This is a genomic window from Lelliottia wanjuensis (assembly GCF_030238365.1).
Taxonomy (GTDB): Bacteria; Pseudomonadota; Gammaproteobacteria; order Enterobacterales; family Enterobacteriaceae; genus Enterobacter; species Enterobacter wanjuensis.
Map to the genome: position 1 here is coordinate 22,450 of NZ_JASSOT010000078.1, position 25,554 is coordinate 48,003.

A 25,554-nucleotide genomic window follows, 5' to 3' on the forward strand; every position below is an offset into this window, starting at 1 on the left:
GTTTTGCGATTAAATGAACGCTATATGGTGAGTATTCTAGTATCGAATCATTTCAGTACAAGGGTTGATTTTGAGGTTAAATTGAGGTTGTGAAAGGGTAAAAAAGCCTAAGTCCTCGTACTGTAAGGCCTGGACGACATGTCAATAATTTAGAAAAAAAATTCAAAATTTGATCGAGTGCTGATTTCTTCAACGGGAGGTCAAAATTGCGCAACATGATGCCGCGCAATCTTTATAAGAATAGTTGATGACGTTAGTCGTTTTTGGCGGTTGTGTGCAACATATAGTTAACATCTACGCCCGGCGCGAGCTTGAATTTATCCGTTAACGGATTGTAATGCAGACCGGTGATGTGCTGCTCTTTGAGCCAGGTGCCATCGACCCAGCCTAACAGCTCCGCCGGTTTGATGAATTTCTTCACGTCGTGCGTGCCTTTCGGCACCATCCGCAGCACATATTCCGCACCTACGACCGCCATCAGCCAGGCTTTGCCGTTACGGTTGATGGTCGAGAAGAAGACCTGGCCGCCGGGTTTGACCAGCGCTGCGCAGGCGTTAACCACCGACTGCGGGTCAGGGACGTGCTCTAACATCTCCATGCAGGTGACGACGTCATACTGATGGGCATGCTTCGCCGCGTGCTCTTCTACCGTCTCCTGAACGTAATCGACCTGAATACCGCTCTCGAGTGCATGCAAACGGGCGACCTGTAGCGGCTCAAAGCCCATATCCAGCCCGGTGACCGTAGCGCCTTCGCGCGCCATGCTTTCAGCCAGAATGCCCCCGCCGCAGCCGACATCGAGCACTTTTTTACCGAACAGACCGCCGGAACGCTCCGCGATATAGCCCAGACGCAGCGGGTTAATGCGGTGCAGAGGTTTGAACTCACCTTCGAGATCCCACCAGCGGGATGCCACCGCTTCAAATTTGGCAATCTCGTTGTGGTCAACGTTGTGAGCTACCGGGGATTTTTCGGCATTCATGGGCGCTTTTACTCCTTATTTCGCAAGAGGATCGAGTATATCAGGCTCTCCCCGTGAATAAAGCATACAGGTTTACCTGTCTGAGAGCGGTTGTGTTATAATTTGCGACCTTTGAATCCGGGACACAGTAGAGGGATAGCGGTTAGATGAGCGACCTTGCGAGAGAAATTACACCGGTTAACATTGAGGAAGAGCTGAAGAGCTCCTATCTGGACTATGCGATGTCGGTCATTGTTGGCCGTGCGCTGCCGGATGTCCGAGATGGCCTGAAGCCGGTACACCGTCGCGTACTATACGCCATGAACGTATTGGGCAATGACTGGAATAAAGCCTACAAAAAATCTGCCCGTGTCGTTGGTGACGTAATCGGTAAATACCACCCTCATGGTGATACCGCCGTTTATGACACTATCGTGCGTATGGCACAGCCATTCTCCTTGCGTTACATGCTGGTAGATGGCCAGGGTAACTTTGGTTCTGTCGATGGCGACTCCGCTGCGGCGATGCGTTATACGGAAATCCGTATGTCGAAAATCGCCCATGAGCTGATGGCCGACCTGGAAAAAGAGACGGTGGATTTCGTCGATAACTACGACGGCACCGAGCGCATTCCAGACGTGATGCCAACCAAGATCCCAAACCTGCTGGTGAACGGTTCTTCCGGTATCGCCGTGGGTATGGCCACCAACATTCCACCGCACAACATCACGGAAGTGATCAACGGCTGCCTGGCCTTTATCGAAGATGAAGACATCAGCATTGAAGGGCTGATGGAACACATCCCTGGCCCGGACTTCCCGACTGCCGCCATCATCAATGGCCGTCGCGGTATTGAAGAAGCCTACCGCACCGGTCGTGGCAAAATTTATATTCGTGCCCGCGCCGAAGTGGAAGCGGACGCGAAAACCGGTCGTGAAACCATTATCGTCCACGAAATTCCGTATCAGGTGAACAAAGCGCGCCTGATCGAGAAAATCGCGGAGCTGGTGAAAGACAAACGCGTTGAAGGCATCAGCGCACTGCGTGACGAGTCTGATAAAGACGGTATGCGCATCGTGATTGAAATCAAACGCGACGCCGTGGGTGAAGTGGTTCTGAACAACCTCTACTCCCAGACTCAGCTGCAGGTTTCCTTCGGTATCAACATGGTGGCATTGCACCATGGTCAGCCGAAGATCATGAACCTGAAAGAGATCCTGAGCGCGTTTGTTCGTCACCGCCGTGAAGTGGTGACTCGCCGTACTATTTTCGAACTGCGTAAAGCACGCGATCGTGCCCATATCCTCGAGGCTCTGGCCGTTGCGCTGGCGAACATCGACCCGATCATCGAACTGATCCGTCGTGCGCCAACCCCTGCCGAAGCGAAAGCGGGCCTGGTTGCCCGTTCGTGGGAGCTGGGTAACGTGGCCGCCATGCTGGAACGTGCGGGCGATGACGCTGCGCGTCCTGAGTGGCTGGAGCCGGAGTTCGGCGTGCGTGACGGTCAATACTATCTGACTGAACAGCAGGCCCAGGCGATTCTGGATCTGCGTCTGCAGAAACTGACCGGCCTTGAGCATGAAAAACTGCTCGACGAGTACAAAGAGCTGCTGGAGCAGATCGCTGAGCTGCTGCACATCCTCGGTAGCGCAGATCGTCTGATGGAAGTGATTCGCGAAGAGCTGGAGCTGGTCCGTGACCAGTTTGGCGATGAGCGTCGCACTGAGATCACCGCCAACAGCGCGGATATCAACATCGAAGATCTGATCAACCAGGAAGATGTGGTTGTGACCCTGTCTCACCAGGGCTACGTGAAGTATCAGCCGCTGACCGACTACGAAGCACAACGTCGTGGTGGTAAAGGCAAATCTGCTGCACGTATTAAAGAAGAAGACTTTATCGACCGCCTGCTGGTGGCCAACACCCACGACACGATCCTCTGCTTCTCCAGCCGTGGTCGTCTGTACTGGATGAAGGTCTATCAGCTGCCGGAAGCGAGCCGCGGGGCGCGCGGTCGTCCGATCGTCAACCTGCTGCCGCTGGAGCCGAACGAACGTATCACCGCGATCCTGCCGGTACGCGAGTACGCAGAAGGCGTGAACGTCTTTATGGCGACCGCCAGCGGGACCGTGAAGAAAACCGCACTGAAAGAGTTCAGCCGTCCGCGTTCTGCCGGCATTATTGCCGTCAACCTGAACGAAGGCGACGAACTGATCGGCGTGGATCTGACTTCCGGCTCTGATGACGTGATGCTGTTCTCTGCCGCCGGTAAAGTGGTGCGCTTCAAAGAGAGCGCCGTGCGCGCAATGGGTCGTACGGCGACCGGCGTTCGCGGTATCAAACTGGCTGGCGAAGACAGCGTTGTTTCCCTGATCATTCCACGTGGCGAAGGCGCAATCCTGACCGTGACGCAGAATGGTTACGGTAAACGTACCGCGGAAGGGGAATACCCAACCAAGTCTCGCGGCACGCAGGGTGTTATCTCGATCAAAGTCACCGAGCGTAACGGCTCCGTGGTCGGCGCGGTACAGGTTGATGACTGCGACCAGATCATGATGATCACCGATGCAGGCACCCTGGTGCGTACCCGCGTTTCTGAGATTAGCGTTGTGGGTCGTAACACCCAGGGCGTGATCCTCATCCGTACTGCGGAAGACGAAAACGTGGTCGGCCTGCAGCGTGTTGCAGAGCCGGTGGACGACGAAGAGCTCGATTCCATCGACGGAAGTGTGGCAGAAGGCGATGACGAAATCGCGCCGGAAGCAGACACCGACGACGATGCGGCAGATGATGCCGAAGAGTAATGTCTCCTGACAGAAAAAAGGGCCGGATACCGGCCCTTTCTTTTTTTGCAGACAAGCGAACATTGCGGCAAACGGCGTTTACCGCTACCTTAACCACATTCTTTTTGACCCTGATGGCGGAGCTTCGCCCCCTTGAAATACCTCGTCTCCTTTCGTACCACGCTTAAAGTCTCTCGCTATCTTTTCCGGGCGCTGGCGTTATTGCTCTGGTTACTCGTGGCGCTGTTCTCGGTGTTTTACATCGTTAACGCGCTGCATCAGAAGGAGTCCGAGATCCGTCAGGAGTTCAACCTAAGCTCCGATCAGGCCCAGCGCTACATTCAGCGCACGTCTGACGTGATGAAAGAGCTGAAGTACATTGCTGAAAACCGGCTGACGGCGGAGAACGGCATTCTCGCCACCCGAGGGCGAGAGGATAAAACGGAAGTCCCGGACTTCGAGCCGCTCTTCCCCGATTCCGACTGCTCGGCGATGGGCAACACCTGGCGCGGCTCCCTTGAGTCGCTGGCCTGGTTCATGCGCTACTGGCGCGATAACTTCTCGGCAGCCTACGATCTCAACCGCGTGTTCCTCATCGGCAGCGAAAACCTCTGTATGGCCGATTTCGGTCTGCGCGATGTGCCTGTCGAACGGGAAGATGCCCTGAAAAGCCTGCACGAACGCATCATCAAATACCGTAACGCCCCGCAGGAAGAGCGCGGCAACAATATCTTCTGGATTAGCCAGGGTCCACGTCCGGGCGTCGGCTATTTCTATGCCCTGACGCCGGTCTATCTGGCTAATCGTCTCCAGGCCCTGCTGGGCACCGAGCAGACCATTCGCATGGAGAACTTCTTCACGCCGGGCAGTTTGCCGATGGGCGTGACCATTCTCGATGAGAACGGCCATAAGCTGATTTCACTGACCGGGCCGGAAGATCGCCTGAAAGTCGATCCGCGCTGGATGCAGGAGCGCTCCTGGTTTGGTTATACGTCGGGCTTCCGCGACCTGGTGCTGAAGAAAAGCCTGCCGCCGTCCTCCCTGAGCATTGTCTATTCCGTGCCGGTGGATATGGTGCTGGAACGCATTCGGATGCTGATCCTCAACGCCATTCTGCTGAATGTGCTGGTCGGGATCGCACTCTTCACTCTGGCGCGAATGTACGAACGCAAGATTTTCATCCCGGCGGAGAGCGACGCCCAGCGGCTGGAAGAGCACGAGCAGTTCAACCGTAAAATTGTGGCCTCGGCGCCGGTCGGGATCTGTATCCTGCGCACCCAGGACGGGACCAATATCCTCAGTAATGAGCTGGCGCATAACTATCTGAATATGCTGACGCATGAGGACCGACAGCGGCTGACGCAAATCATCTGCGGTCAGCAGGTCAATTTCGTCGACGTGTTAACCAGCAACAATACCAACCTGCAAATCAGCTTTGTTCACTCGCGCTATCGCAACGAGAACGTGGCGATTTGCGTGCTAGTGGATGTCTCCTCGCGCGTGAAGATGGAAGAGTCGCTGCAGGAGATGGCGCAGGCGGCGGAACAGGCCAGCCAGTCGAAATCCATGTTCCTCGCGACCGTCAGCCACGAGCTGCGCACGCCGCTGTACGGGATTATCGGCAACCTCGATCTGCTGCAAACCAAAGAGCTGCCGAAGGGGGTCGACCGTCTGGTGACGGCGATGAACAACTCTTCGAGCCTGCTGCTGAAAATCATCAGCGACATTCTCGACTTCTCCAAAATTGAGTCCGAGCAGCTGAAAATCGAACCGAGCGAGTTTTCTCCGCGCGAGGTCATGAACCACATCAGCGCCAACTACATGCCGCTGGTGGTGCGTAAACAGCTGGGGCTGTACTGCTTTATCGAGCCGGATGTGCCGCTGACGCTGCTCGGCGACCCGATGCGCCTGCAGCAGGTGATTTCAAACCTGCTCAGCAACGCCATCAAATTCACCGATGTGGGCTGCATCGTGCTGCACGTCTCCCGTGCCGGGGATTACCTCAGCATTCGCGTGCGTGATACGGGTGTCGGTATTCCGGCCAAAGAGGTGGTCAAACTGTTCGATCCGTTCTTCCAGGTCGGGACCGGCGTGCAGCGTAACTTCCAGGGAACGGGCCTCGGTCTGGCAATCTGCGAACAGCTGATCAGCATGATGGACGGCGATATTTCGGTCGATACCGAGCCGGGCATGGGCAGTCAGTTCACGATCCGCATCCCGCTGTACTCCGCCAGGTATCCAGTCAAAGCCCCTGCGGAAGGGCTGAGCGGGAAAACCTGCTGGCTGGCGGTGCATAACGCCTCGCTGTATGCCTTCCTGGAGTCAATGCTGACGAGCCGGGGTCTGAATGTTGTGCGTTACGAAGGCCAGGCCACGGGCGATGACGATACGCTGATCACGGACGCTGAAGTCGATCCGTCGTGGAAGGGCAGAGCGGCGATTATCTTCTGCCGTCGTCATATCGGCATTCCGCAGGAGCGGGTGCCGGGTGAATGGACGCACAGCGTCGCCACGCCGCATGAACTGATGCATCTCCTGGCGCACATTTATCGTGTGGAAGTGGACGAAAATGACGGCGTGAGAGTATTGCCGTCACCGGACTCAACCGTTGCGATGAACGATGACATGATGATTCTGGTGGTCGACGATCATCCGATCAACCGCCGCTTGCTGGCGGATCAACTCGGATCGCTGGGCTATCAGTGCCTGACGGCCAATGATGGCGTCGATGCCCTGAACGTGCTCAGCAAAAATCACATTGATATCGTGCTCAGCGACGTCAACATGCCGAATATGGACGGCTATCGCCTGACGCAGCGTATCCGTCAGCTCGGCCTGACGCTGCCGGTTGTCGGCGTGACGGCGAATGCGCTGGCGGAAGAGAAGCAGCGTTGTCTCGAGTCGGGCATGGACAGCTGTCTGTCGAAACCAGTGACCCTGGATGTGATCAAGCAGACGCTGTCGGTCTACGCCGAGCGGGTCAGGAAATCCAGGACGTAAAAAAACCCGGTCAGCGCGAGCGCGACCGGGTTTTTTAATGGCAGAGCGGAATCAGTCTTTGTCGACCGCGCTCAGTGTCACCGAAGAGAGATAGTTCAGCAGGGCGATGTCGTTTTCGACACCCAGCTTCATCATCGCGGATTTCTTCTGGCTACTGATGGTTTTGATACTGCGGTTCAGCTTCTTGGCAATCTCCGTGACCAGGAAACCTTCGGCGAACAGGCGCAGCACTTCGCTCTCTTTCGGCGACAGACGTTTGTCACCGTAACCACCGGCGCTGATTTTCTCGAGCAGACGAGAGACGCTTTCCGGGGTAAATTTCTTACCTTTCTGCAGCGCAGCCAGCGCTTTCGGCAGATCGGTTGGCGCGCCTTGCTTGAGCACAATCCCTTCAATATCGAGTTCCAGCACGGCGCTTAAAATCGCCGGGTTGTTGTTCATCGTAAGGACGATGATCGAAATGCTCGGGAAGTGGCGCTTAATGTATTTGATCAGCGTAATCCCATCACCGTATTTGTCTCCAGGCATGGAGAGATCGGTAATGAGGACATGGGCATCAAGTTTCGGGAGGTTATTGATAAGTGCTGTAGAGTCTTCAAATTCACCGACAACATTCACCCACTCGATCTGTTCAAGTGATTTGCGAATACCGAACAGTACAATCGGGTGGTCATCGGCAATAATTACGTTCATATTGTTCATGTATAAGGCTACCTTGCTACAGCAAGCTTTTGACGTAGGCGTCAATGTCGCTGATGTATTTTTCTGTGCCAGAAGCATCTTTCTCGCGAATGAGATGTTCCAGCGTTTCACATAACTGCTTGCCCGGAACCAGATTGAGCATGGCAAACACCCCTTTAAGCCGGTGTGCTGTCTGTGCCAGCGCGGCGAAATCCTTCGCTGCGGACTCAGTATACAACCGCTTAACATCATCTGGTACTGTATCTACGAAGAGCGAATAATATCCACTGGCATGGAGTTCGGCATTTTCATCGCCACCCAACGGGGACTCCAGGATCTCTTCTTGCGCCAGCTGCTCCTCTATTAGTTGTAGTACAGCTTCCTGCATCGCATTGCTCATATTAAAGTTGACGCGCATCTGGCCAGGGCCGATTTTTCGCACGCCTGACTCATCATCGCTTAAAAGCAAGCCCGAGGCAGTAAGATTAGACGGATTATCAGTTAAAAACAGATCATATTCTTGACTCGTCAGCCTTTCGTCAGGAGTGATGCAGGACGCGCCCCAGTTTTCCAACTGACGAACCACGATGTTGCGGATCTCGCTTGAGGTCACATCCACCATGATCACCACGTCATCCAGCAGACCTTCTTCATCCTCTTCCTGCGGCGTCGCGGCCATTTTCACATGCAGGGAATAGCGCGTGCCGAGCGACTCGCGGGCTTTAATGTTCAGATGACCGCCGAGTTTGCGCGCCAGCTGATCGCACAGCCAGAAGGTGAGGGCGTTGGCTTTGCCGTACCGGTCGCTCTGGGTATCGTTGAGGAACGGGAAGTGCAGATTGTCGACTTCGCTTAGCGTCACGCCTTCGCCGGTGTCGAGAATGCGGAACGTCAGGCGATCTTCGGCGGATTCATCGCTGCTCACTTCCAGCGTAATTTTGCCAATTTGCGTCGTCGTGACGGAGTACTGAATCAGCATCAGCACGATGCGGCGCAGGGCGTCACGGTCGCCGTGGCGTTTATCATTGGCCGGGAGATGGTTGTTAATCAGCAGCTGCAGCCCTTTGCGCTTGATCACCGGCAGAACTTCCGGCACCACTTCGTTAATCAGATCCTGAATAGAGAACAGAGTGGCGTTACCTTTCCAGGTATCGTTCTCCAGCATATTGGCGAGCTGGATCTCGTCCACCATGCGTACCAGGTTATCCGCCTGACTGGCGATCTGCTGGCTTTCCGGCGCGCTGATACTCGCCGCCTGGCTGGCCAGCTCTTTCAGCGGTCGTTTAAAGGCATCGCTGATGTTTTGCATAAACACCGCGCGGCCCTGCTGGTTTTTCTCGTACAGCCGTTGGGCCTGTTTCAGCTTCTTGTTCACCAGCACTTCACGGTCCTGATCGCGGATGATAAAGATCTGGGTGCGAGAGGCGACCTGGCTGCGGAACTGGCGGATCTCGTACAGTTCATTATTAATGGTGGCCTGAATCACCCCCTGGTGCTGGTCGGCCATCGCGGTGATGTTCTGCAAATTCAGGTGCGGCAGCAGATGGTCGGCAATCTTGTTGCTCATGATGGTGCGATTGGCTTCCTGATCATGCACCAGCAGCCCGAGCGGAAGAATAGAGACGATCTCTTCGTTCAGCGCCCGCAGCACGCGTAGTTCGTTGCTGGAGCCCGATGACGACAGGCTTTCGCTCTGACGGCCCGGCTGGAAGCGGAAGGTGCTATAACCAAACAGCGCCAGCGCCAACAGGCCGATGTTCAGCAGCAGCGGCAGAAGGATATTTTGCAGAGTATCCAGCAGCAAGGTGCCAAAGGGTACCTGCCAGACCAGGCGCATGCCGGTTGAATTCAGCGGCGAGGCAATCTCTATCTTCGAACCATTAAAGGTGATGGACGCGCTCTCGGGGCTCTCTTTTTTATCCGCCGGGGCGCGCATGTTCTGCGCCGAGTTGTCGGGCTCCAGGCGGAAGCTGTCCAGCGGCATATCCGGCGGGATCAGATCGTTAATCGGTAAATCGAAGGCGACAACGGTGGCCAGATGCCCCGGCTGGTTAAAGGTGGTGCGCAGAGTAAAGTAGTGACCGTTCTGCCACGCCAGACGGCGCAGAGAAGAGAAACTTTCGCGCTCATCGAGAGCGTTCGCCTGCTGGAGCATCTCTGCCCGGCGGGAATCGACGATCGACCCGATGGTGGACTCTTTAAATCCGGAAGAGAGATCTTTCAGCGGCAGAGTCGAGATCAGGATCATGCTGTTGTCCTGACCGTTCAGATAGTACATCGACCACGGCACGGTTTCCGCGCCCCACAGGGTGTCGAGATAAGTGGACATCCGCTGCGTCATCTCAAGAGTCGCGCTGTCGTGCGAGCCAAAAATCAGCGCCTCGGTTTTACGGCGCGTTTTCTCAAGGTAATAGACATCCTGCTTAAGCCGCGTCTCCTGCAAATTTTCGCCAGATGCGCTTCCCGGTGCGGCAGCAATGTTGTCGTAGATCTGCCAGGTCGCGTAACGCCAGGTATCAATGCGTTTATGTACCGCGTGGGTGATATCGACAATCTGATAGCTTCTGTCCTTCAGCCAGGTGTTAACCGCGCTCTGTACCATCACCCCCATCGTCACCAGCAGCACGATGATCAATAGAAGGAAGAAGCGGGTGATGCTCCCGGGAAGAAGGGAGAACTTACCTGTTGCTGTGGTTTCAGACTGACTCATTGCTATGTTTAACCCGATATGGCCGCACGTAAGGGGGAGAGGGCAGTATAAAGGGTAATACCTGAATTTCCAGCATCCTGGCCTGACCAGCGGGACTTTTTCTGCGTTAAATATCAGGCAGTAAAACGGCTCTGAAAGTGTACAAACGGAACCTGGCTGTACAAATAGCGGACAAGATAAACGAAAAATAGCACTAATTAACAAGAAATTAAAAATTGTTAAAATGCGGAGAAGGGGATTTTAGGGCGTAATCGAATTAATTAATAGTTGTTATGATTTCAGTGCGGTAGCACATAATAATTCAGGTTACGTAAAGAAGAGTAAAAAAAAACCGAATGCATGTGCACTCGGCTCAATTAGGGATAAACAGACATTCAAAACTGAATGACGGTAATAAATAAAGTTAATGATGATAGCGAGAGTTATTTTAGTGATGTAGACAGGTTTTGTTTTGACAATCAGTGCGGTAAAGATATATTGATCTAAGTGACTGATATTTATGAGTTGCATCCCTGCTTTGATTATTAGTGCTTTATTTTTTAGCTCTTCGTGCTATTGAAAAGTTCCCTCTTATTTACAAAATGAAACATGTTTGTAGACATATGAAACATCTTCAAAGTTTTCGTATCATATTCTTATTGGATTATTCTGTAATTTTGCGGAGAATGAAGTTGCCGATCGGTTAAGAGGGTTAACCGGTAAGCAGTGGCATAATAAGGCATATAACAGAGGGTTAATAAAATGAAAGTTAAAGTACTGTCCCTCCTGGTACCAGCTCTGCTGGTAGCAGGCGCAGCAAATGCGGCTGAAATTTATAACAAAGACGGCAACAAATTAGATCTGTTCGGTAAAGTCGACGGTCTGCACTATTTCTCCGACGACAAAGGTGCTGATGGCGATCAGACCTACATGCGTATCGGCTTCAAAGGCGAAACTCAGGTCAACGATCAGCTGACCGGTTACGGCCAGTGGGAATACCAGGTTCAGGGCAACACCACTGAAAGCGACAACCAGTCCTGGACGCGTGTGGCGTTCGCGGGTCTGAAATTTGCTGACGCGGGTTCTTTCGATTACGGTCGTAACTACGGCGTTATCTATGACGTGACTTCATGGACTGACGTACTGCCAGAATTCGGCGGCGACACCTACGGTGCGGACAACTTCCTGCAGTCTCGTGCTAACGGTGTAGCAACTTACCGTAACCAGGACTTCTTCGGTCTGGTTGATGGCCTGAACTTTGCTCTGCAGTATCAGGGTAAAAACGGCAGCGTCAGCGGTGAAAACACCACCGGTCGCAGCACGCTGAAACAGAACGGCGACGGCTACGGCGCGTCCCTGACCTACAACCTGGGCGAAGGCTTCAGCGTAGGTGGTGCGATGTCCTCCTCTAAACGTACTGCTGACCAGAATGCTGCAGGCGTGTACGGCGAAGGCGATCACGCAGAAGTGTACAGCGGCGGCCTGAAATATGATGCTAACAACATCTACCTGGCAGCGCAGTACTCTCAGACCTACAACGCAACCCGTTTCGGTGACTCTCAGAGCAGCAGCGACATCTACGGTTTCGCCAACAAAGCACAGAACTTCGAAGTGGTTGCACAGTACCAGTTCGACTTCGGTCTGCGTCCATCCGTGGCTTACCTGCAGTCTAAAGGTAAGGACGTAAGCAACAACACCACCAACTTCGGCGATCAGGATCTGCTGAAATATGTTGATGTTGGCGCGACTTACTACTTCAACAAAAACATGTCCACCTACGTGGATTACAAAATCAACCTGCTGGATGAAAACAACTTCACCCGTCAGGCTGGTATCGGTACTGATGACATCGTCGCTCTGGGTCTGGTTTACCAGTTCTAAGACACGCTCAGTAACACAAAAGGGGCCAACTGGCCCCTTTTTCTGTTCTATTAATAACGTCTTACCAGTGACCTGTTTTGGTATACTCTTGCCGCCCAGGCATGAGGATAATAACGAATGGACATGACTTTTTGGCGCGCCGGCCTTCTGGCGAGCTTTTTCTTACTGGCGGCATGCGACCCCTCCACCTCTGCGGTAAAACCTGCGGCCCCCGCCACGACGGTGCTGGAAGGGAAGACCATGGGGACCTTCTGGCGCGTCAGCATGATGAATGTGGACGCCAGACGTGCGGACGAACTGCGCGATAAAATTCAGTCTCAGCTCGACGCTGACGATCAGCTGCTCTCCACCTATAAAAACGACTCCGCGCTGATGCGTTTCAATCTGTCGAACAGCACCTCCCTGTGGCCGGTCAGCGAAGCGATGGCCGATATCGTCACCGAGGCGCTGCATATTGGCTACAAAACGAACGGCGCGATGGATATCACCGTCGGGCCGCTGGTGAATCTGTGGGGTTTTGGCCCGACGAAACAGCCAGAGCACATTCCCGATCAGGCGCAAATCGACGACGCCCGTGCGCGTACCGGTTTGCAGCACCTGACGGTGATTAATCAGTACGGGCAGCAGTACCTGCAAAAAGACATTCCCGATCTGTTTGTTGACCTGTCGACGGTCGGCGAGGGTTATGCGGCAGATCATCTCGCCGCGCTGATGACCCAGGAGGGGATCCCGCGATACCTCGTTTCCGTGGGCGGCGCACTGGTGAGCCGGGGTCTGAATGCCAGCGACAAGCCCTGGCGCGTGGCGATCCAAAAACCGACCGACACCCAGAATGCGGTGCAGGCGGTGGTGGATATCAACGGCCACGGCATCAGCACTTCTGGCAGTTACAGGAACTATTACGAGCTGGACGGGAAGCGTCTTTCGCACGTCATCGATCCGCAAACTGGCCGCCCTATCGAACATAACCTGGTTTCTGTCACTGTGATTGCGCCGACTGCGCTGGAAGCCGATACCTGGGACACCGGGCTGATGGTTCTCGGGCCGGAAAAAGCCAAAGAGGTGGTGCGTCAGGAAGGGCTGGCGGTGTACATGATCACCAAAGAGGGTGACACGTTTAAAACCTGGATGTCACCGCAGTTCCAGAGCTTCCTCGTCAGCGAACAAAATTAAAAAGCAAGGTTGCGGGTTTTTGTTCAGTGGCACTCGGGCATTGTATGAGTATGCTTGTAAGAGGAGCCGATGATGAAAAACCTGACCCTGAATACCGATGAGCAACGCTGGCTGGCCGTGCTGGCCCGCGATGCTCACGCCGATAACCAGTTTGTTTTTGCCGTCCAAACGACCGGCATCTATTGCCGTCCCTCCTGCCGGGCGCGCCACGCCCTGCGCAAAAATGTGAGTTTCTATTCCGATCCCGCCCATGCTGAGCAGGCAGGATTTCGCCCGTGCAAACGCTGCGCGCCGGACAAAGCCTGCCCGCAGGCGCAGAAGATGACCAAAATCGAAAAAGCCTGCCGCCTGCTGGAAAAGGATTCGACCCTGACGCTCAACGCGCTCGCGGAGCAGGTCGCCATGAGCCCGTTCCATTTTCATCGCCTGTTCAAATCCGTCACCGGCTTGACGCCCAAGGCCTGGCAACAGGCGGCGCGTGCGCGGCGTTTACGCAGTGCGCTGCAGCAGGGCGACAACATTACCGATTCGGTACTGGCTGCCGGGTTCCCGGACAGCAGCAGCTACTATCGCAAAGCCGATGACGCGCTGGGGATGACAGCGAAACAGTATCGCCGCGGCGGAAGTGACGTGGCTGTGCGCTACGCCCTCAGCGACTGCAAGCTGGGCCGCTGTCTGGTGGCGGAAAGCGAGCGCGGGATCTGCGGGATCCTGCTGGGAGATAACGACGGTGCGCTGATGGAAGAGATCCAAACACTCTTCCCCCATGCGCAGGCGGAATCTCCTGAGGGGGATTTTGCGGCCAGACTGCAGCAGGTGATCCACAGCCTGGACCACAGCGGCACCGCGCTGGCCCTGCCGCTGGATATTCGCGGGACCTCGTTCCAGCAGCAGGTCTGGCAGGCGCTGCGCGCGATCCCTTGCGGCGAAACCGCCAGCTATCAGCAGGTCGCCAGCGCCATCGGCAAACCTAAAGCGGTTCGGGCGGTGGCGAGCGCCTGCGCGGCCAACAAACTGGCGATTATCATCCCTTGTCACCGCGTGGTGCGAAACGACGGGGCTTTATCAGGCTATCGCTGGGGAACGGCGCGCAAAGCGCAGTTGTTGCAGCGAGAAGCGAATCATCAGGAGGAGTGATGCTGGATCTCTTTGCGGATAGCGATCCCTGGGAAGAGCCGTTAGCGCCCGGCGCAGTCATTCTGCGCCGCTTCGCGCTGGCCCGTGCAGAGGCGCTGTTTCAGGCCATCGACGCGGTCGCGAAGATCTCGCCGTTTCGCCACATGGTCACGCCGGGCGGCTACACCATGTCGGTGGCGATGACCAACTGCGGCGCGCTCGGCTGGACGACGAACGAGCGGGGGTATCTCTATTCTCCCATCGATCCCCTGACGCAACACCCCTGGCCTGCAATGCCCGCCGCGTTCAGCGCGCTCTGTCATGAGGCCGCCGTCGCCGCGGGATATCCGCATTTTCAGCCCGACGCCTGCCTGGTCAACCGCTACGCGCCGGGGGCGAAACTGTCACTGCATCAGGATAAAGACGAGCCTGACTTAGGCGCGCCGATTGTTTCGGTGTCGCTGGGCCTGCCAGCCGTTTTCCAGTTTGGCGGTTTACGTCGCAACGATCCGCTCAAACGCCTGATGCTCGAGCACGGCGATGTGGTGGTGTGGGGCGGGGAATCGCGGCTCTTTTATCACGGGATTCAACCCCTTAAACCCGGCGTGCATCCGCTGGCAGGGGAGTATCGCTATAATCTGACCTTCCGACAGGCCTCTGATAGCGAATAAAAATAAGAATTATTCTTGATGTAACCGTCGGGCAGTTTACACTGCTGGCTGTTTTTTCTTGTCCGGATTGCTTTGCATGCAACTACTTCTCCTTGTCTGGCGTCAGTACCGCTGGCCGTTTGTCGCGGTCATGGCGCTCAGCCTTGCCAGCGCCGCGCTGGGCATTGGGCTTATCGCCTTTATTAACGTGCGTCTGATTGAAATGGTCGATACGCAACTGTCGGTCTTGCCCGAGTTTCTTGGCCTGCTGCTGCTGTTGATGGCCGTGACGCTGGCCTCGCAGCTGGCGCTGACGGCGCTGGGGCACCATTTCGTCTATCGCCTGCGCGGCGAATTTATCAAACGTATTCTTGACACTCAGGTTGAGCGCATCGAGCAGCTGGGCAGCGCGTCCCTGCTGGCGGGGCTGACCAGCGATGTGCGGGCGATTACCATTGCCTTTGTCCGTCTGCCGGAGCTGGTGCAGGGGATTATCCTGACCTTCGGCTCGGCCGCTTATCTCGCCTGGCTGTCGACCAAAATGCTGGCCGTGACCGCAATCTGGATTGTCGTCACCATCTGGGGCGGCTATCTGCTGGTGTCGCGCGTGTACAAGCACATGGCGGTGCTGCGCGAAACGGAAGATAAGCTCTATAACGACTACCAGACGGTGCTGGAAGGGCGCAAAGAGCTGACCCTGAACCGCGAGCGCGCCGAGCACATCTTCAATAATCTCTATATCCCGGATGCGCGCGAGTATCGCCATCACATTATCCGCGCCGATACCTTCCACCTGAGCGCGGTGAACTGGTCGAACATTATGATGCTGGGCGCGATCGGCCTGGTGTTCTGGATGGCGAACAGCCTCGGCTGGGCTGATACCAACGTAGCGGCGACTTACTCCCTGACGCTGCTATTCCTGCGCACGCCGCTGCTCTCCGCCGTGGGTGCGCTGCCGACGCTGCTCAGCGCGCAGGTGGCGTTCAGAAAGCTGAACCAGTTTGCGCTGGCACCGTTCCGCGCGGAATTCCCGCGACCTAAAGCCTTCCCGAACTGGAAAACGCTGGAGCTGCGTAACGTCACTTTCCATTATCAGGACAATAACTTTGCCGTTGGGCCGGTCAACCTGACCATTCACCGTGGCGAACTGCTGTTCCTGATTGGTGGCAACGGCAGCGGGAAATCGACCCTGGCGATGCTCCTGACCGGGCTGTATCAGCCGCAGTCAGGCGAGATTTTGCTGGATGGTCAGGCGGTGTCCGTCGAGAAACCGGAAGATTACCGCAAGCTCTTCTCCGCGGTCTTTACCGACGTCTGGCTGTTTGATCAGCTGTTAGGGCCGGAAGGCAAACCGGCCAATCCTGCGCTGGTGGCGAAGTGGCTGGAGCAGCTGAAAATGTCCCACAAGCTGGAGCTTCAGGACGGCAAAATCCTCAATCTCAAGCTGTCGAAAGGGCAGAAAAAGCGCGTGGCGCTGCTGCTGGCGCTGGCGGAAGAGCGCGATATTATTCTGCTGGACGAATGGGCGGCCGATCAGGACCCGCACTTCCGCCGTGAGTTTTATCAGGTGCTGCTGCCGCTGATGCAGGATATGGGCAAAACCATTTTTGCCATCAGCCACGACGACCACTACTTCATTCATGCTGACCGGTTACTCGAGATGCGTGACGGCAAGCTCAGCGAGCTGACCGGCGACGAGCGCGATGCCGCGTCGCGGGATGCAGTGGCGCGTACGGCGTAATCCCCAAAAAATGCCGGGTGGCGGCTTCGCCTTACCCGGCCTACTCAATGTCAAAACATGTAACACCCGCCGCTTTTTTCACCCTTCCGGCCATTTGTTTATTATCATTTACATTCCCTCAGGCTATGCTTGATATCACCTTATTTCATGGATTTATGATTGATGTCTTTGATAACCAAAAACAGCGCAAGGCTGCGCGATCAGGAGCGCGCCCGACTTATCTGGCTCCTCACCACAGATAAAGCGGTCACGTCGGCGTTATTAGGCAAATTAACCCTGGCTGAGCAATATGACGTCGGTACTCTGACCGACGATATTGCTGAGGTAGGGGCGCTGGTTGCTCATCTGCCGCCGCCGGATCTGGCGGATACCCTCGAATCTCTCCCTTCGGAAGAGCGTCACGCCCTGTGGCGACTGGTGCAGGATCACGAACGCGGCCAGGTCCTGCTGGAGGCATCCGAAAACGTCTGGGACGATCTCATCGATGAGATGAGCGACCGCGAGCTTCTCGATGCCGTGCAGACGCTGGATATCGACGAACAGATCTATCTGGTTCAGCACCTGCCGCGTAACCTGACGGGCCGCCTGCTGGCGTCGCTCCCGGCGGCAGAGCGCGCTCGCGTGCGCCAGGTGATGGATTTCGACAAGGACAGCGTCGGCGCGATCATGGAGTTCGAGGTGATCATGGTGCGCCCGGACGTCACGCTGGCGACCGTGCAGCGCTATCTGCGCCGCAAGGGCAAAATGCCGGAGAACACCGACAAACTGTTCGTCACGGCGCGCGACAAAACTTTGCTCGGTGAACTCACGCTGCAATCCATCCTGCTGAACGGCGCGCAGCGCCGGGTGAGCGAGGTGATGAACACCGAGCCGATGGTCTTCTCCCCGGAAGATGACGCCGAAAAAGCGGCGCGTACCTTCGAACGTGACAACCTGATCAGCGCCGCGGTGGTCGATTCCGTCGGTAAACTGATGGGCCGCGTGACGATCGATGAGATCGTTGACGTGGTCTATGAAGAGACCGACAACGATCTGCGCGCATTAGGCGGTTTGAGTGCCGAAGATGACGTGCATGCCTCTGTCGGCAAAGCGGTTAAAACACGCTGGGCGTGGCTGGCGATAAATTTATGTACGGCGTTTATTGCCTCCCGCGTGATTGACGGTTTCGAACACACCATCTCACAGCTGGTCGCCCTGGCTTCCCTGATGCCGATCGTGGCGGGGATTGGTGGTAACACCGGTAATCAGACTATCACCATGATTGTGCGCGCCCTGGCGCTGGAGAAAATTCAGCCCGGCAACTTTACGTTTCTGATCTTCAGAGAGATGGGTGTGGCGCTGATCAACGGCCTGGTCTGGGGCGGGATCATGGGCGGCATCACCTGGTGGCTGTACGACGATATGGCGCTGGGCGGCGTGATGATGCTGGCGATGGTGCTGAACCTGCTCGTGGCCTCGATGATGGGGGTGATTATCCCTCTGACCATGACCCGATTCGGGCGCGACCCCGCGGTGGGGTCGAGCGTGATGATCACCGCCATTACCGATACCGGCGGCTTCTTTATTTTCCTTGGTCTGGCGACGATTTTCCTGCTTTAAGAGCCTGCTTGCGCTTCAGACGGGCGGGGATTATCGCCATCACGATAATACCGCCCAGCACGCCAATCGCCAGATTGCCGGTGGAAACGGTGGCCGCCACGGTCACCAGCATTACCAGCGTTTCGGCGATTGGGGCGTTTTTCACAGTGCCCGGCTGGATGCTGTGCCAGTTAAAGGTTTTGAAGGCGACAATCGCCATAATTCCCGCCAGCACCGCCATCGGAATGTGCGCCATCACTTCACTGAGCGCAGTCACCAGAATCAGCAGGACCACGCCTGCGGCTATTGTAGAAAGTCGGCTGCGTCCTTTCCCCATCTCCACGTTGACGATGGTTTGCCCGATCATCGCGCATCCGGCGATGCCGGCGTAAAAGCCTGACAGGATATTCGCCACGCCCAACCCGATGCTCTCCCGGCGTTTGCTGGACGGCGTCAGGGTCAGCTCGTCTACCAGTTTTGCCGTCAGCAACGACTCCATCAGCCCGACAAAGGCGATGCTCAGGGCGCAGGGCCAGATGATGCTGAGCGTCTGCAGATTCAGCGGCACCAGCAGCTGCGTCAGCCCCGGCAGGCCACCGCTCATGGAGCCTTCATCCCCGACGGTGGGCAGGAGTTGCCCGCTGGTGACGGTAAAGACGGTCAACACGACAATCGCGATCAGCGGCGAGGGAACGCTCTTAATAAAGCGCGGGGCCCAGAGAACGATCAGCAGGGTGAGGACAAACAGGCCGACGATCAGCGGGCTTTTGGTCCAGAAATGCGGAACCTGAGCAAAGAAAATCAAAATACCGAGGGCGTTCACAAACCCGGTCATCACCGACTGGGGGATAAAGCGCATCAGCCGTGCCATGCCCAGCGCGCCGAACAGGATTTGAATCAATCCGGCGAGGATCACCGCAGGCAGGATGTACTGAACGCCGTGCAGATGCACCATCTGGCCAATCACCAGCGCGACAGAACCCGCAGCGGCGGTGACCATCGCCGGACGACCGCCGAGAACGGACATCGCCAGACACAGCACCACAGAGGCGATCAGGCTCACCTTCGGGTCAACGCCCGCGACCACGGAAAACGAAATCACTTCGGGGATCAATGCCAGGGCGGTAATCACACCGGCTAAGGTTTCGCGCATCAACAGTTTGGGGGAGCGGAGTACGCGCGCCACGCGGCCATCGTCAGGCGTCAGGGCAGAAGAGTGGGGTAATGACATAGATATTCGCTGGTTAGGGCAGGCTTCCGTGCGCGCGATCACAAAGTGCAGCATAGTAGCCACAAATACCCCGCTGTGCCAGCCAGCAGTTCGCTTATCCCTACAAAAATTCCAACATTTAATTTCACAATTACAATAATTTCTTAACCTTTAAACAATGTTTAAAAATTGTTAACGTTGCCCCGCAGCTTATTTCACCTGCAATTTCCACGTAAAAAGCACGACTACAAGTAAGGCATAAATGATGAAAAAAATGACTGCCATGCTCTTTTCTATGGCCGTAGGGCTGAGCGCCATCTCGATGGCGGCGAAGGCTGACACCCCGAAAGAGCAGGAAACGGACGTCCTTTTAATTGGCGGCGGCATTATGAGCGCCACTCTGGGCACCTACTTACAGGAATTACAGCCAGACTGGTCGATGACCATGGTTGAGCGCCTGGATGGCGTAGCGCAGGAGAGTTCGAACGGCTGGAACAACGCCGGTACGGGCCACTCGGCACTTATGGAACTGAACTACACTCCGCAGAAAAAGGACGGTTCCATTAGTATCGAGAAGGCGGTAGAGATCAACGAAGCGTTCCAGATCTCCCGTCAGTTCTGGTCACATCAGGTCAACAGCGGCGTGATGCACGACCCGCACTCCTTCATTAACACCGTTCCGCACATGAGCTTCGTGTGGGGCGACGACAACGTCAACTTCCTGCGCGCGCGCTATGCGGCGCTCCAGCAGAGCAGCCTGTTCCGCGGCATGAAATATTCTGAAGATCATGCCCAGATCAAAGAGTGGGCACCGTTGGTGATGGAAGGGCGCGACCCGAATCAGAAAGTGGCCGCCACGCGCACTGAGATCGGCACCGACGTCAACTACGGCGAAATCACCCGTCAGCTGGTGGGCGCATTGCAGAAGAAGGATAACTTCAAACTGCAGGTCAGCACCGAAGTGCGCGGCTTTAAGCGCAACGCGGATAACAGTTGGAGCGTGACCGTTGCCGATCTGAAAAACAACGAAGCCGAGCATGTGATCAAGGCGAAATTCGTCTTTATCGGTGCCGGTGGCGCTGCGCTGAAACTGCTGCAGGAGTCCGGTATTCCTGAAGCGGACGACTATGCGGGCTTCCCGGTCGGCGGTCAGTTCCTGGTATCCGATAACCCGGAAGTGGTGAATCGCCATCTGGCGAAAGTGTATGGTCAGGCTTCTGTCGGCGCACCGCCGATGTCGGTTCCGCACATCGATACCCGTATTCTGGACGGTAAACGTGTGGTGCTGTTTGGGCCGTTCGCGACCTTCTCCACCAAATTCCTCAAAAACGGCTCTCTGTGGGATCTGCTGAGTTCCACCACCACCTCGAACTTTATGCCGATGGTGGACGTAGGTCTGGATAACTTCGATCTGGTGAAATACCTGATTAGTCAGGTGATGCTCTCCGATGACGATCGCTTTGCTGCCCTGCAGGAATATTACCCGCAGGCGAAGAAAGCCGACTGGCGTCTGTGGCAGGCGGGTCAGCGCGTGCAGATCATCAAACGCGATCCGAAAGAGGGTGGTGTGCTGCGTCTGGGTACGGAAGTGGTGAGCGACAAAGATGGCACCATCGCGGCCCTGCTGGGCGCGTCTCCTGGCGCATCCACCGCGGCACCGATCATGCTGCATCTGATGGAAAAAGTGTTTAAAGATAAAGTCGCCAGCCCGGAATGGCAGGCGAAGCTGAAAACCATTATTCCTTCCTACGGCACTAAGCTGAACGGTAACGTGGCGGCGACGGAACAAGAGCTGGAATACACCAGCGGCGTTCTGCAGCTCAAATACGAGAAACCGCAGGCGGCGGACGCGGCACCACAAGCGCAACCGCAGGCAAAACCTCAGCCGGAATCTAAACCGGTCGCGGATATCGCGCTCTGAGTGAGCTGAATAAAAAAGGCCGGGTATCGCTACCCGGCCTTTTTTTTAACGCACGACGGCGTTTTCGACTTTTTCGTCCGCTTTCCAGATGCGGAATTTCACGTCGATATTATCCGGCGTGTACACCACGATCGGTAATTTGCTGTTATAGCGCAGAAGGCTGTTTTCGCCCAGATAGGCGGTCACGAACTGCTGGGTTTTCTTGCCATCCGGGCAGGCCATCATGGTCGAAACCGGAGACGTCACTTTATCAAAGACGTAGTAGTCATAGCCCCAGCCTTCGAGGGTTTTGCTCTCCAGCTTGCCGCCCAGGCGATGACGGTTACAGTCCACTTCCAGGTTCTGACCAATCAGCAGCTCCACTTTAAACGCCGATTCATCTTCCTGAGCCGGGAGCTGAATGACCTGACGCTTCATGCCTTTTTCCGCCTGCGGGTAGGGCGCGATTTTTTCCAGAGGCTGCGGCTTTTGCGTGTCGCTGGCGAAAGCGCTGGTGCTCATGCAGGCAGCGGCCAGCAGGGCAATGGCAAATTTAGGGGTGTTTTTCACAGTCATTCCTTTTATGTCAAACAATCGATGCAAGATTAGCACAGCGCAGAGAACTGTTTGGTTTGATTTACCTATATTTTGATTTCATACGGTTGATTGCACTACTTTGGAGGCGTCAGGGTAGTTGTTAATGCTGAGATGGAATGAAAGGGAAGATCGTGTTAGGGTTAGCGGAATATATTGTTATTCATCTGTAAAGGAAAGAGAGACATGGTCCGCGCAAAGCTTAACACTCCCGAAGGCAGGAAGTTTTTACTGGCGCTGTTTGTGGTGTTTCTGATTGCCGCAGCAGGCGTCGGACGAGCGACAATTGTCGGTGTGATTGAGCAGTACAATATTCCGCTCTCCGAGTGGACGACCAGTATGTACGTGCTGCAATCGGCGATGATTTTTGTTTACAGCATGGTCTTCACGATCCTTCTGGCAATTCCGCTGGGGATCTTTTTCCTGGGCGGCCCGGATAAGCGCTAATTGGTTATGTGCATCAATGAGGTTATCAGCCGATGACCTCATTAAACGTCTCAGTCAGATGGCGCCATCGCATCATTAATAAAAATAAGCACACCGCGTTCAATGCCGATGGATTTTTCTTTTTTCATTTTGGCCAGAATACCCATCACCCCGCTACGCGATAACGCCGTCTTTTCCATAATGTATTTACAGGCATTCGTTTTTAGACGGTACTGTTCACTCTCGTTCATTAAATCAATCAAACAGTCGCGAATAATATCCTGTGCGCGCAGTCCGATACTGTGATTGCTCAGCGTGGCCTGTAACCCCATGATATACAGAAGATAGTTACTGTAGTCTTCCCACAATGATTTTCCTCTGATAATTGCCATCGCCTCTTTGTAAGGCAGAATGGCGACTTTCACCTTCGTCGCGGTCATTAAGCGGAACGTATTCGCCATATAATCCGGGTGTGAAATACCCGCGACAAAAGGGGCTTTGATCGTCCCTTTCAGTATTCCATCATCAATGCGAGAAATATCGATCAAGCCTTCAAGCAGAATGAGACAGAGTCGCCCGCTCGTATTTTCGAGATGAAGGATACGGTGAGCAGAAAAATGTTTAATGTCGGCCAGCGGAAGAAAGTGGCGAGTCAGACGCTCTATCTGCGTAAAAGGCTTAAAACGAGTCAGAGTATGAATCGGCATAACGGCTTTGGGGTTCATGATGTTGCCCATCGTTTTTTAATAATTATCGCAGAAGTCATGAAACGCGCAATCACCTGCTGACTCAATAGCTTAAATCATCGCGCGCAGACTGAACCTTGCTAAAAAAATCCCCGGTGCATTGACCAGGGATTGGGGCATTTATGTTGAGAGTGTCGTATGTGGAATGGTTACTCTGAAACCATCCACATATCCGCTTCTTCGAACATCTCTTCCAGCATACGGTTAAGTTTTTCACGATCGCTTTTGCTGGCGTCGCTGTTTAAGCCGTTTGCCTGCATCGGTTTAACTTTTACCACGGCATCCGGGAAAATCCGGTGCACGCGTTTGGTTAACTCAGTGAGAATAATGTCGCTGGCGCCTGGCAACCCTGCAACGTTGCGCTTGTCATAAACGAGTTCAACAAACATAACTGCCTCATGATAACTGTTTTTATGTACAGTATTTTCGCGACGAAGCGGGGGAAAGTCAAGCCGTCCGGGCGTTCAGGCATAAAAAAACCAACCCTAAAAGGTTGGTTTTTTTGAATGATTTGGTCGGCACGGAGAGATTTGAACTCTCGACCCTCGCCACCCCATGACGATGCGCTACCAGGCTGCGCTACGTGCCGATGCTGTAAAAAGATACTACCTGTTTGCTTTCCGATTGCAAGATCAGACCACGCTAACTGATTTAAAATTAATCAGTTAGCGATAAACCGTTTCTCGTCGGTCAGCACCTGCAACAGCAGACTGAGCTGCGGTTTCTGGTCGTGGATCTTCTCGCCCTGCAGGTCGTAAGTCTGGTAATTGCCGTTGCTGTTCAGCACCAGCGTCTGCTCCGGCGTGGTGACGGCCAGGGTGTTTCCGCTGGCCGCGGTCACCCAGTTGTGGCGACGCGTTGCGCTAAACAGATCCTGTCCCTGCGAGTATTCATTCGCCGGGGTGCTGACGTGCAGCAGGCGCTGCATCAGCGTGGTCATCACGTCTTTATGGTCGGTCAGCATATTGATGCGCTGCGCAGGCGTGCCCGGCCAGTGAACTACCAGAGGAACGTGCAGGTTAGGGCGCGTCCAGCTCATCTCTTTCGCTTCATCACCGAGCGGAATACCGTGGCCGGCGGTAATAATCACCACCGTGTTATCCAGCTTTCCGGATTCGCGCAGGGCGTTCAGCACGCGCGCAATCTGGTCATCGACGTTACCCACCGCACGGCTGTAGCGACGGACAAAGCCTTTCTGGTTGCTGTCATCCATGGTTGTGCCGTTGAACGCGACCCACGAGAACCAGCGGTTATCTTCCTGCGCGTAGCGGTTAAGCCAGTTCACCCACTGACCGGCGGTCTGTTCGTCGGACTGGTTTTGCGCCGCAGGCAGAGAGAAATCAGAGAGCAACGCCTGGCGATACAGCGGGCTGCTGAAACCGTCCGAGGAGAACAGCCCCAGCTGATAGCCCTGTTGATTCAGAGAGGTAATCAGCGCCGCCGGTGTACGGGAAGAGAGCACCCCGTCCATATAGCCCGCGGAAATACCGTAGAACAGACCAAAGATACCGGCGTCGGTGTTATTCCCCGAACTCATATGTTGGGTGAAATTGATGTTCTGTTCGGCGAACTGCGCCAGCGCAGGCATCTGCTTCTCGTAGCGGGAATAGTTCAGGCCGTCGACGGTAATGAGCAGAACGTTCTGGCCCTGGCCCATATCGCGGTAACGCAATTCACTCAGCGGATACTGAACCGACACTGCTTCCGGATTGCCTTGCTCGACCAGACGACGCTGGTACTCCTGCGCATCCAGCAGACCGTGTTTCTCAAGGAAGCGACGGGCCGTCATTGGATAGGAGAGCGGCAGGTTGGCGCGCTGCATGGTAATCGGGCGATAGAAGTTCGCATCCGCCCAGATGTACATAATGTGTGAGCTGATAAACGCCACGAAAAACAGGGCGGCAATCGGCTGCGCGTAGTGACGACGTCGGGTCAGGCTACGCAGTTTTTGCCAGCTCCAGGTGGCAAACAGCATCTCAATCAGCAGGATAATCGGCACGCTGATAAACATCAGCTGCCAGTCACGCGCAGTTTCGTTCTGGTCGGGATTGATCACCAGTTCCCAGACGATGGGATTGAGATGGAGGTGAAAACGGGTGAAAACTTCGCTGTCGATCAGCAGCAGGGTCATGCCGACAGTGGCGAGAATAGCGGATAAAAACCGCATCAGCCGCTGCGACATCACGATAAACGTCAGGGGGAACAGAATCAGCAGATAGGTGGCGAAAACCAGAAAGCTAAAGTGCCCGACAACGCTTATCCAGGAGTAAACACGCCCGGTTAACGTCGTCGGCCAGTCGGCCACTAAAAGATAACGGCTGCCGAGGACTATGGCCAACAGAATGTTGAACAAGGCAAACCAGTGCCCCCAGCTTACCATCTGGGACACTTTTTCGCGGTAGCGCTGACGATTCGTCACCATAGA

18 protein-coding genes and 1 tRNA gene are annotated in these 25,554 nt (G+C 55.2%); 10 read left to right on the top strand and 9 right to left on the bottom strand.

What is annotated here, in order from left to right; all coding sequences use genetic code 11:
- Window positions 1-253: 253 nt before the first annotated feature.
- The gene (gene ubiG, locus QQF33_RS23315; RefSeq protein WP_282495144.1) at window positions 254-982 is read right to left on the bottom strand and encodes a bifunctional 2-polyprenyl-6-hydroxyphenol methylase/3-demethylubiquinol 3-O-methyltransferase UbiG; all 729 of its coding nucleotides are present in this window, start codon (window positions 980-982) and stop codon (window positions 254-256) included.
- Window positions 983-1,128: 146 nt separating this feature from the next.
- Here ubiG and gyrA point away from each other — a divergent pair, with 146 nt between their 5' ends.
- Both gyrA and rcsC read left to right on the top strand, forming a co-directional pair.
- Window positions 1,129-3,765: a DNA topoisomerase (ATP-hydrolyzing) subunit A gene (gene gyrA / locus QQF33_RS23320; RefSeq protein ID WP_282495143.1), complete on the top strand. Its 2,637-nt coding sequence runs from the start codon at window positions 1,129-1,131 to the stop codon at window positions 3,763-3,765.
- 132 nt (window positions 3,766-3,897) lie between these two features.
- Window positions 3,898-6,744, top strand: coding sequence for a two-component system sensor histidine kinase RcsC (rcsC, locus tag QQF33_RS23325; protein ID WP_285158687.1), 2,847 nt, complete (start codon window positions 3,898-3,900; stop codon window positions 6,742-6,744).
- Window positions 6,745-6,795: 51 nt separating this feature from the next.
- Here the strand turns inward: rcsC and rcsB are convergent, their stop codons facing one another.
- Together rcsB and rcsD are read right to left on the bottom strand one after the other, a co-directional pair.
- Entirely contained in the window at window positions 6,796-7,446 is a 651-nt protein-coding gene (gene rcsB, locus QQF33_RS23330) for a response regulator transcription factor RcsB (protein WP_015959795.1), read from the bottom strand.
- 16 nt (window positions 7,447-7,462) lie between these two features.
- The gene (gene rcsD, locus QQF33_RS23335; protein ID WP_285144009.1) at window positions 7,463-10,135 is read right to left on the bottom strand and encodes a phosphotransferase RcsD; all 2,673 of its coding nucleotides are present in this window, start codon (window positions 10,133-10,135) and stop codon (window positions 7,463-7,465) included.
- A 741-nt stretch (window positions 10,136-10,876) separates the two neighbouring features.
- On the opposite strand from rcsD, the gene QQF33_RS23340 reads away from it, so the two are divergent.
- From QQF33_RS23340 to mgtE, 6 genes are all read left to right on the top strand, one after another.
- Window positions 10,877-11,995 (top strand): porin OmpC, encoded by a 1,119-nt coding sequence (locus QQF33_RS23340; protein WP_282495140.1) that lies wholly within the window; start codon window positions 10,877-10,879, stop codon window positions 11,993-11,995.
- Window positions 11,996-12,112: 117 nt separating this feature from the next.
- Window positions 12,113-13,168, top strand: a complete 1,056-nt coding sequence (gene apbE / locus QQF33_RS23345) for an FAD:protein FMN transferase ApbE (protein ID WP_285149270.1) — start codon at window positions 12,113-12,115, stop codon at window positions 13,166-13,168.
- A 72-nt stretch (window positions 13,169-13,240) separates the two neighbouring features.
- On the top strand, window positions 13,241-14,305 hold the full coding sequence (gene ada / locus QQF33_RS23350; RefSeq protein WP_285149271.1) for a bifunctional DNA-binding transcriptional regulator/O6-methylguanine-DNA methyltransferase Ada: 1,065 nt from the start codon (window positions 13,241-13,243) through the stop codon (window positions 14,303-14,305).
- On the top strand, window positions 14,305-14,955 hold the full coding sequence (alkB, locus tag QQF33_RS23355) for a DNA oxidative demethylase AlkB (protein ID WP_285149272.1): 651 nt from the start codon (window positions 14,305-14,307) through the stop codon (window positions 14,953-14,955). The genes ada and alkB overlap by 1 nt, the downstream gene beginning before the upstream one ends.
- Before the next feature lie 76 nt (window positions 14,956-15,031).
- Window positions 15,032-16,675, top strand: a complete 1,644-nt coding sequence (locus QQF33_RS23360) for a multidrug ABC transporter permease/ATP-binding protein (RefSeq protein WP_285149273.1) — start codon at window positions 15,032-15,034, stop codon at window positions 16,673-16,675.
- 162 nt (window positions 16,676-16,837) lie between these two features.
- Window positions 16,838-18,274, top strand: coding sequence for a magnesium transporter (mgtE, locus tag QQF33_RS23365; RefSeq protein WP_282495135.1), 1,437 nt, complete (start codon window positions 16,838-16,840; stop codon window positions 18,272-18,274).
- On the opposite strand, the gene QQF33_RS23370 is transcribed toward mgtE, so the two are convergent.
- Complete coding sequence (locus QQF33_RS23370) at window positions 18,237-19,538, bottom strand: SulP family inorganic anion transporter (RefSeq protein ID WP_285158736.1); 1,302 nt, start codon at window positions 19,536-19,538, stop codon at window positions 18,237-18,239. The two genes, mgtE and QQF33_RS23370, sit on opposite strands and share 38 nt — an antisense overlap.
- Window positions 19,539-19,728: 190 nt before the next feature.
- On the opposite strand from QQF33_RS23370, the gene mqo reads away from it, so the two are divergent.
- On the top strand, window positions 19,729-21,384 hold the full coding sequence (gene mqo, locus QQF33_RS23375) for a malate dehydrogenase (quinone) (protein ID WP_285149274.1): 1,656 nt from the start codon (window positions 19,729-19,731) through the stop codon (window positions 21,382-21,384).
- 45 nt (window positions 21,385-21,429) lie between these two features.
- Here the strand turns inward: mqo and eco are convergent, their stop codons facing one another.
- Window positions 21,430-21,939 (bottom strand): serine protease inhibitor ecotin, encoded by a 510-nt coding sequence (gene eco, locus QQF33_RS23380; protein ID WP_285149275.1) that lies wholly within the window; start codon window positions 21,937-21,939, stop codon window positions 21,430-21,432.
- Window positions 21,940-22,143: 204 nt separating this feature from the next.
- Between eco and QQF33_RS23385 the strand changes: the two genes are divergently transcribed.
- Window positions 22,144-22,404: a DUF2534 family protein gene (locus QQF33_RS23385; RefSeq protein ID WP_282495132.1), complete on the top strand. Its 261-nt coding sequence runs from the start codon at window positions 22,144-22,146 to the stop codon at window positions 22,402-22,404.
- 50 nt (window positions 22,405-22,454) lie between these two features.
- On the opposite strand, the gene QQF33_RS23390 is transcribed toward QQF33_RS23385, so the two are convergent.
- The 4 genes from QQF33_RS23390 to yejM all read right to left on the bottom strand — a co-directional run bounded on the left by QQF33_RS23390 (window position 22,455) and on the right by yejM (window position 25,551).
- Window positions 22,455-23,108 carry a helix-turn-helix domain-containing protein gene (locus QQF33_RS23390; protein ID WP_285144018.1) on the bottom strand — a complete coding sequence of 218 codons (654 nt, stop codon included), beginning with the start codon at window positions 23,106-23,108 and terminating at the stop codon, window positions 22,455-22,457.
- Window positions 23,109-23,278: 170 nt separating this feature from the next.
- Window positions 23,279-23,518 (bottom strand): DinI family protein, encoded by a 240-nt coding sequence (locus QQF33_RS23395; RefSeq protein WP_282495130.1) that lies wholly within the window; start codon window positions 23,516-23,518, stop codon window positions 23,279-23,281.
- 123 nt (window positions 23,519-23,641) lie between these two features.
- A tRNA-Pro gene (locus QQF33_RS23400) sits at window positions 23,642-23,718 on the bottom strand.
- Between the two features lie 72 nt (window positions 23,719-23,790).
- Window positions 23,791-25,551: an LPS biosynthesis-modulating metalloenzyme YejM gene (gene yejM, locus QQF33_RS23405; RefSeq protein ID WP_282495129.1), complete on the bottom strand. Its 1,761-nt coding sequence runs from the start codon at window positions 25,549-25,551 to the stop codon at window positions 23,791-23,793.
- Between the last annotated feature and the right edge of the window lie 3 nt (window positions 25,552-25,554).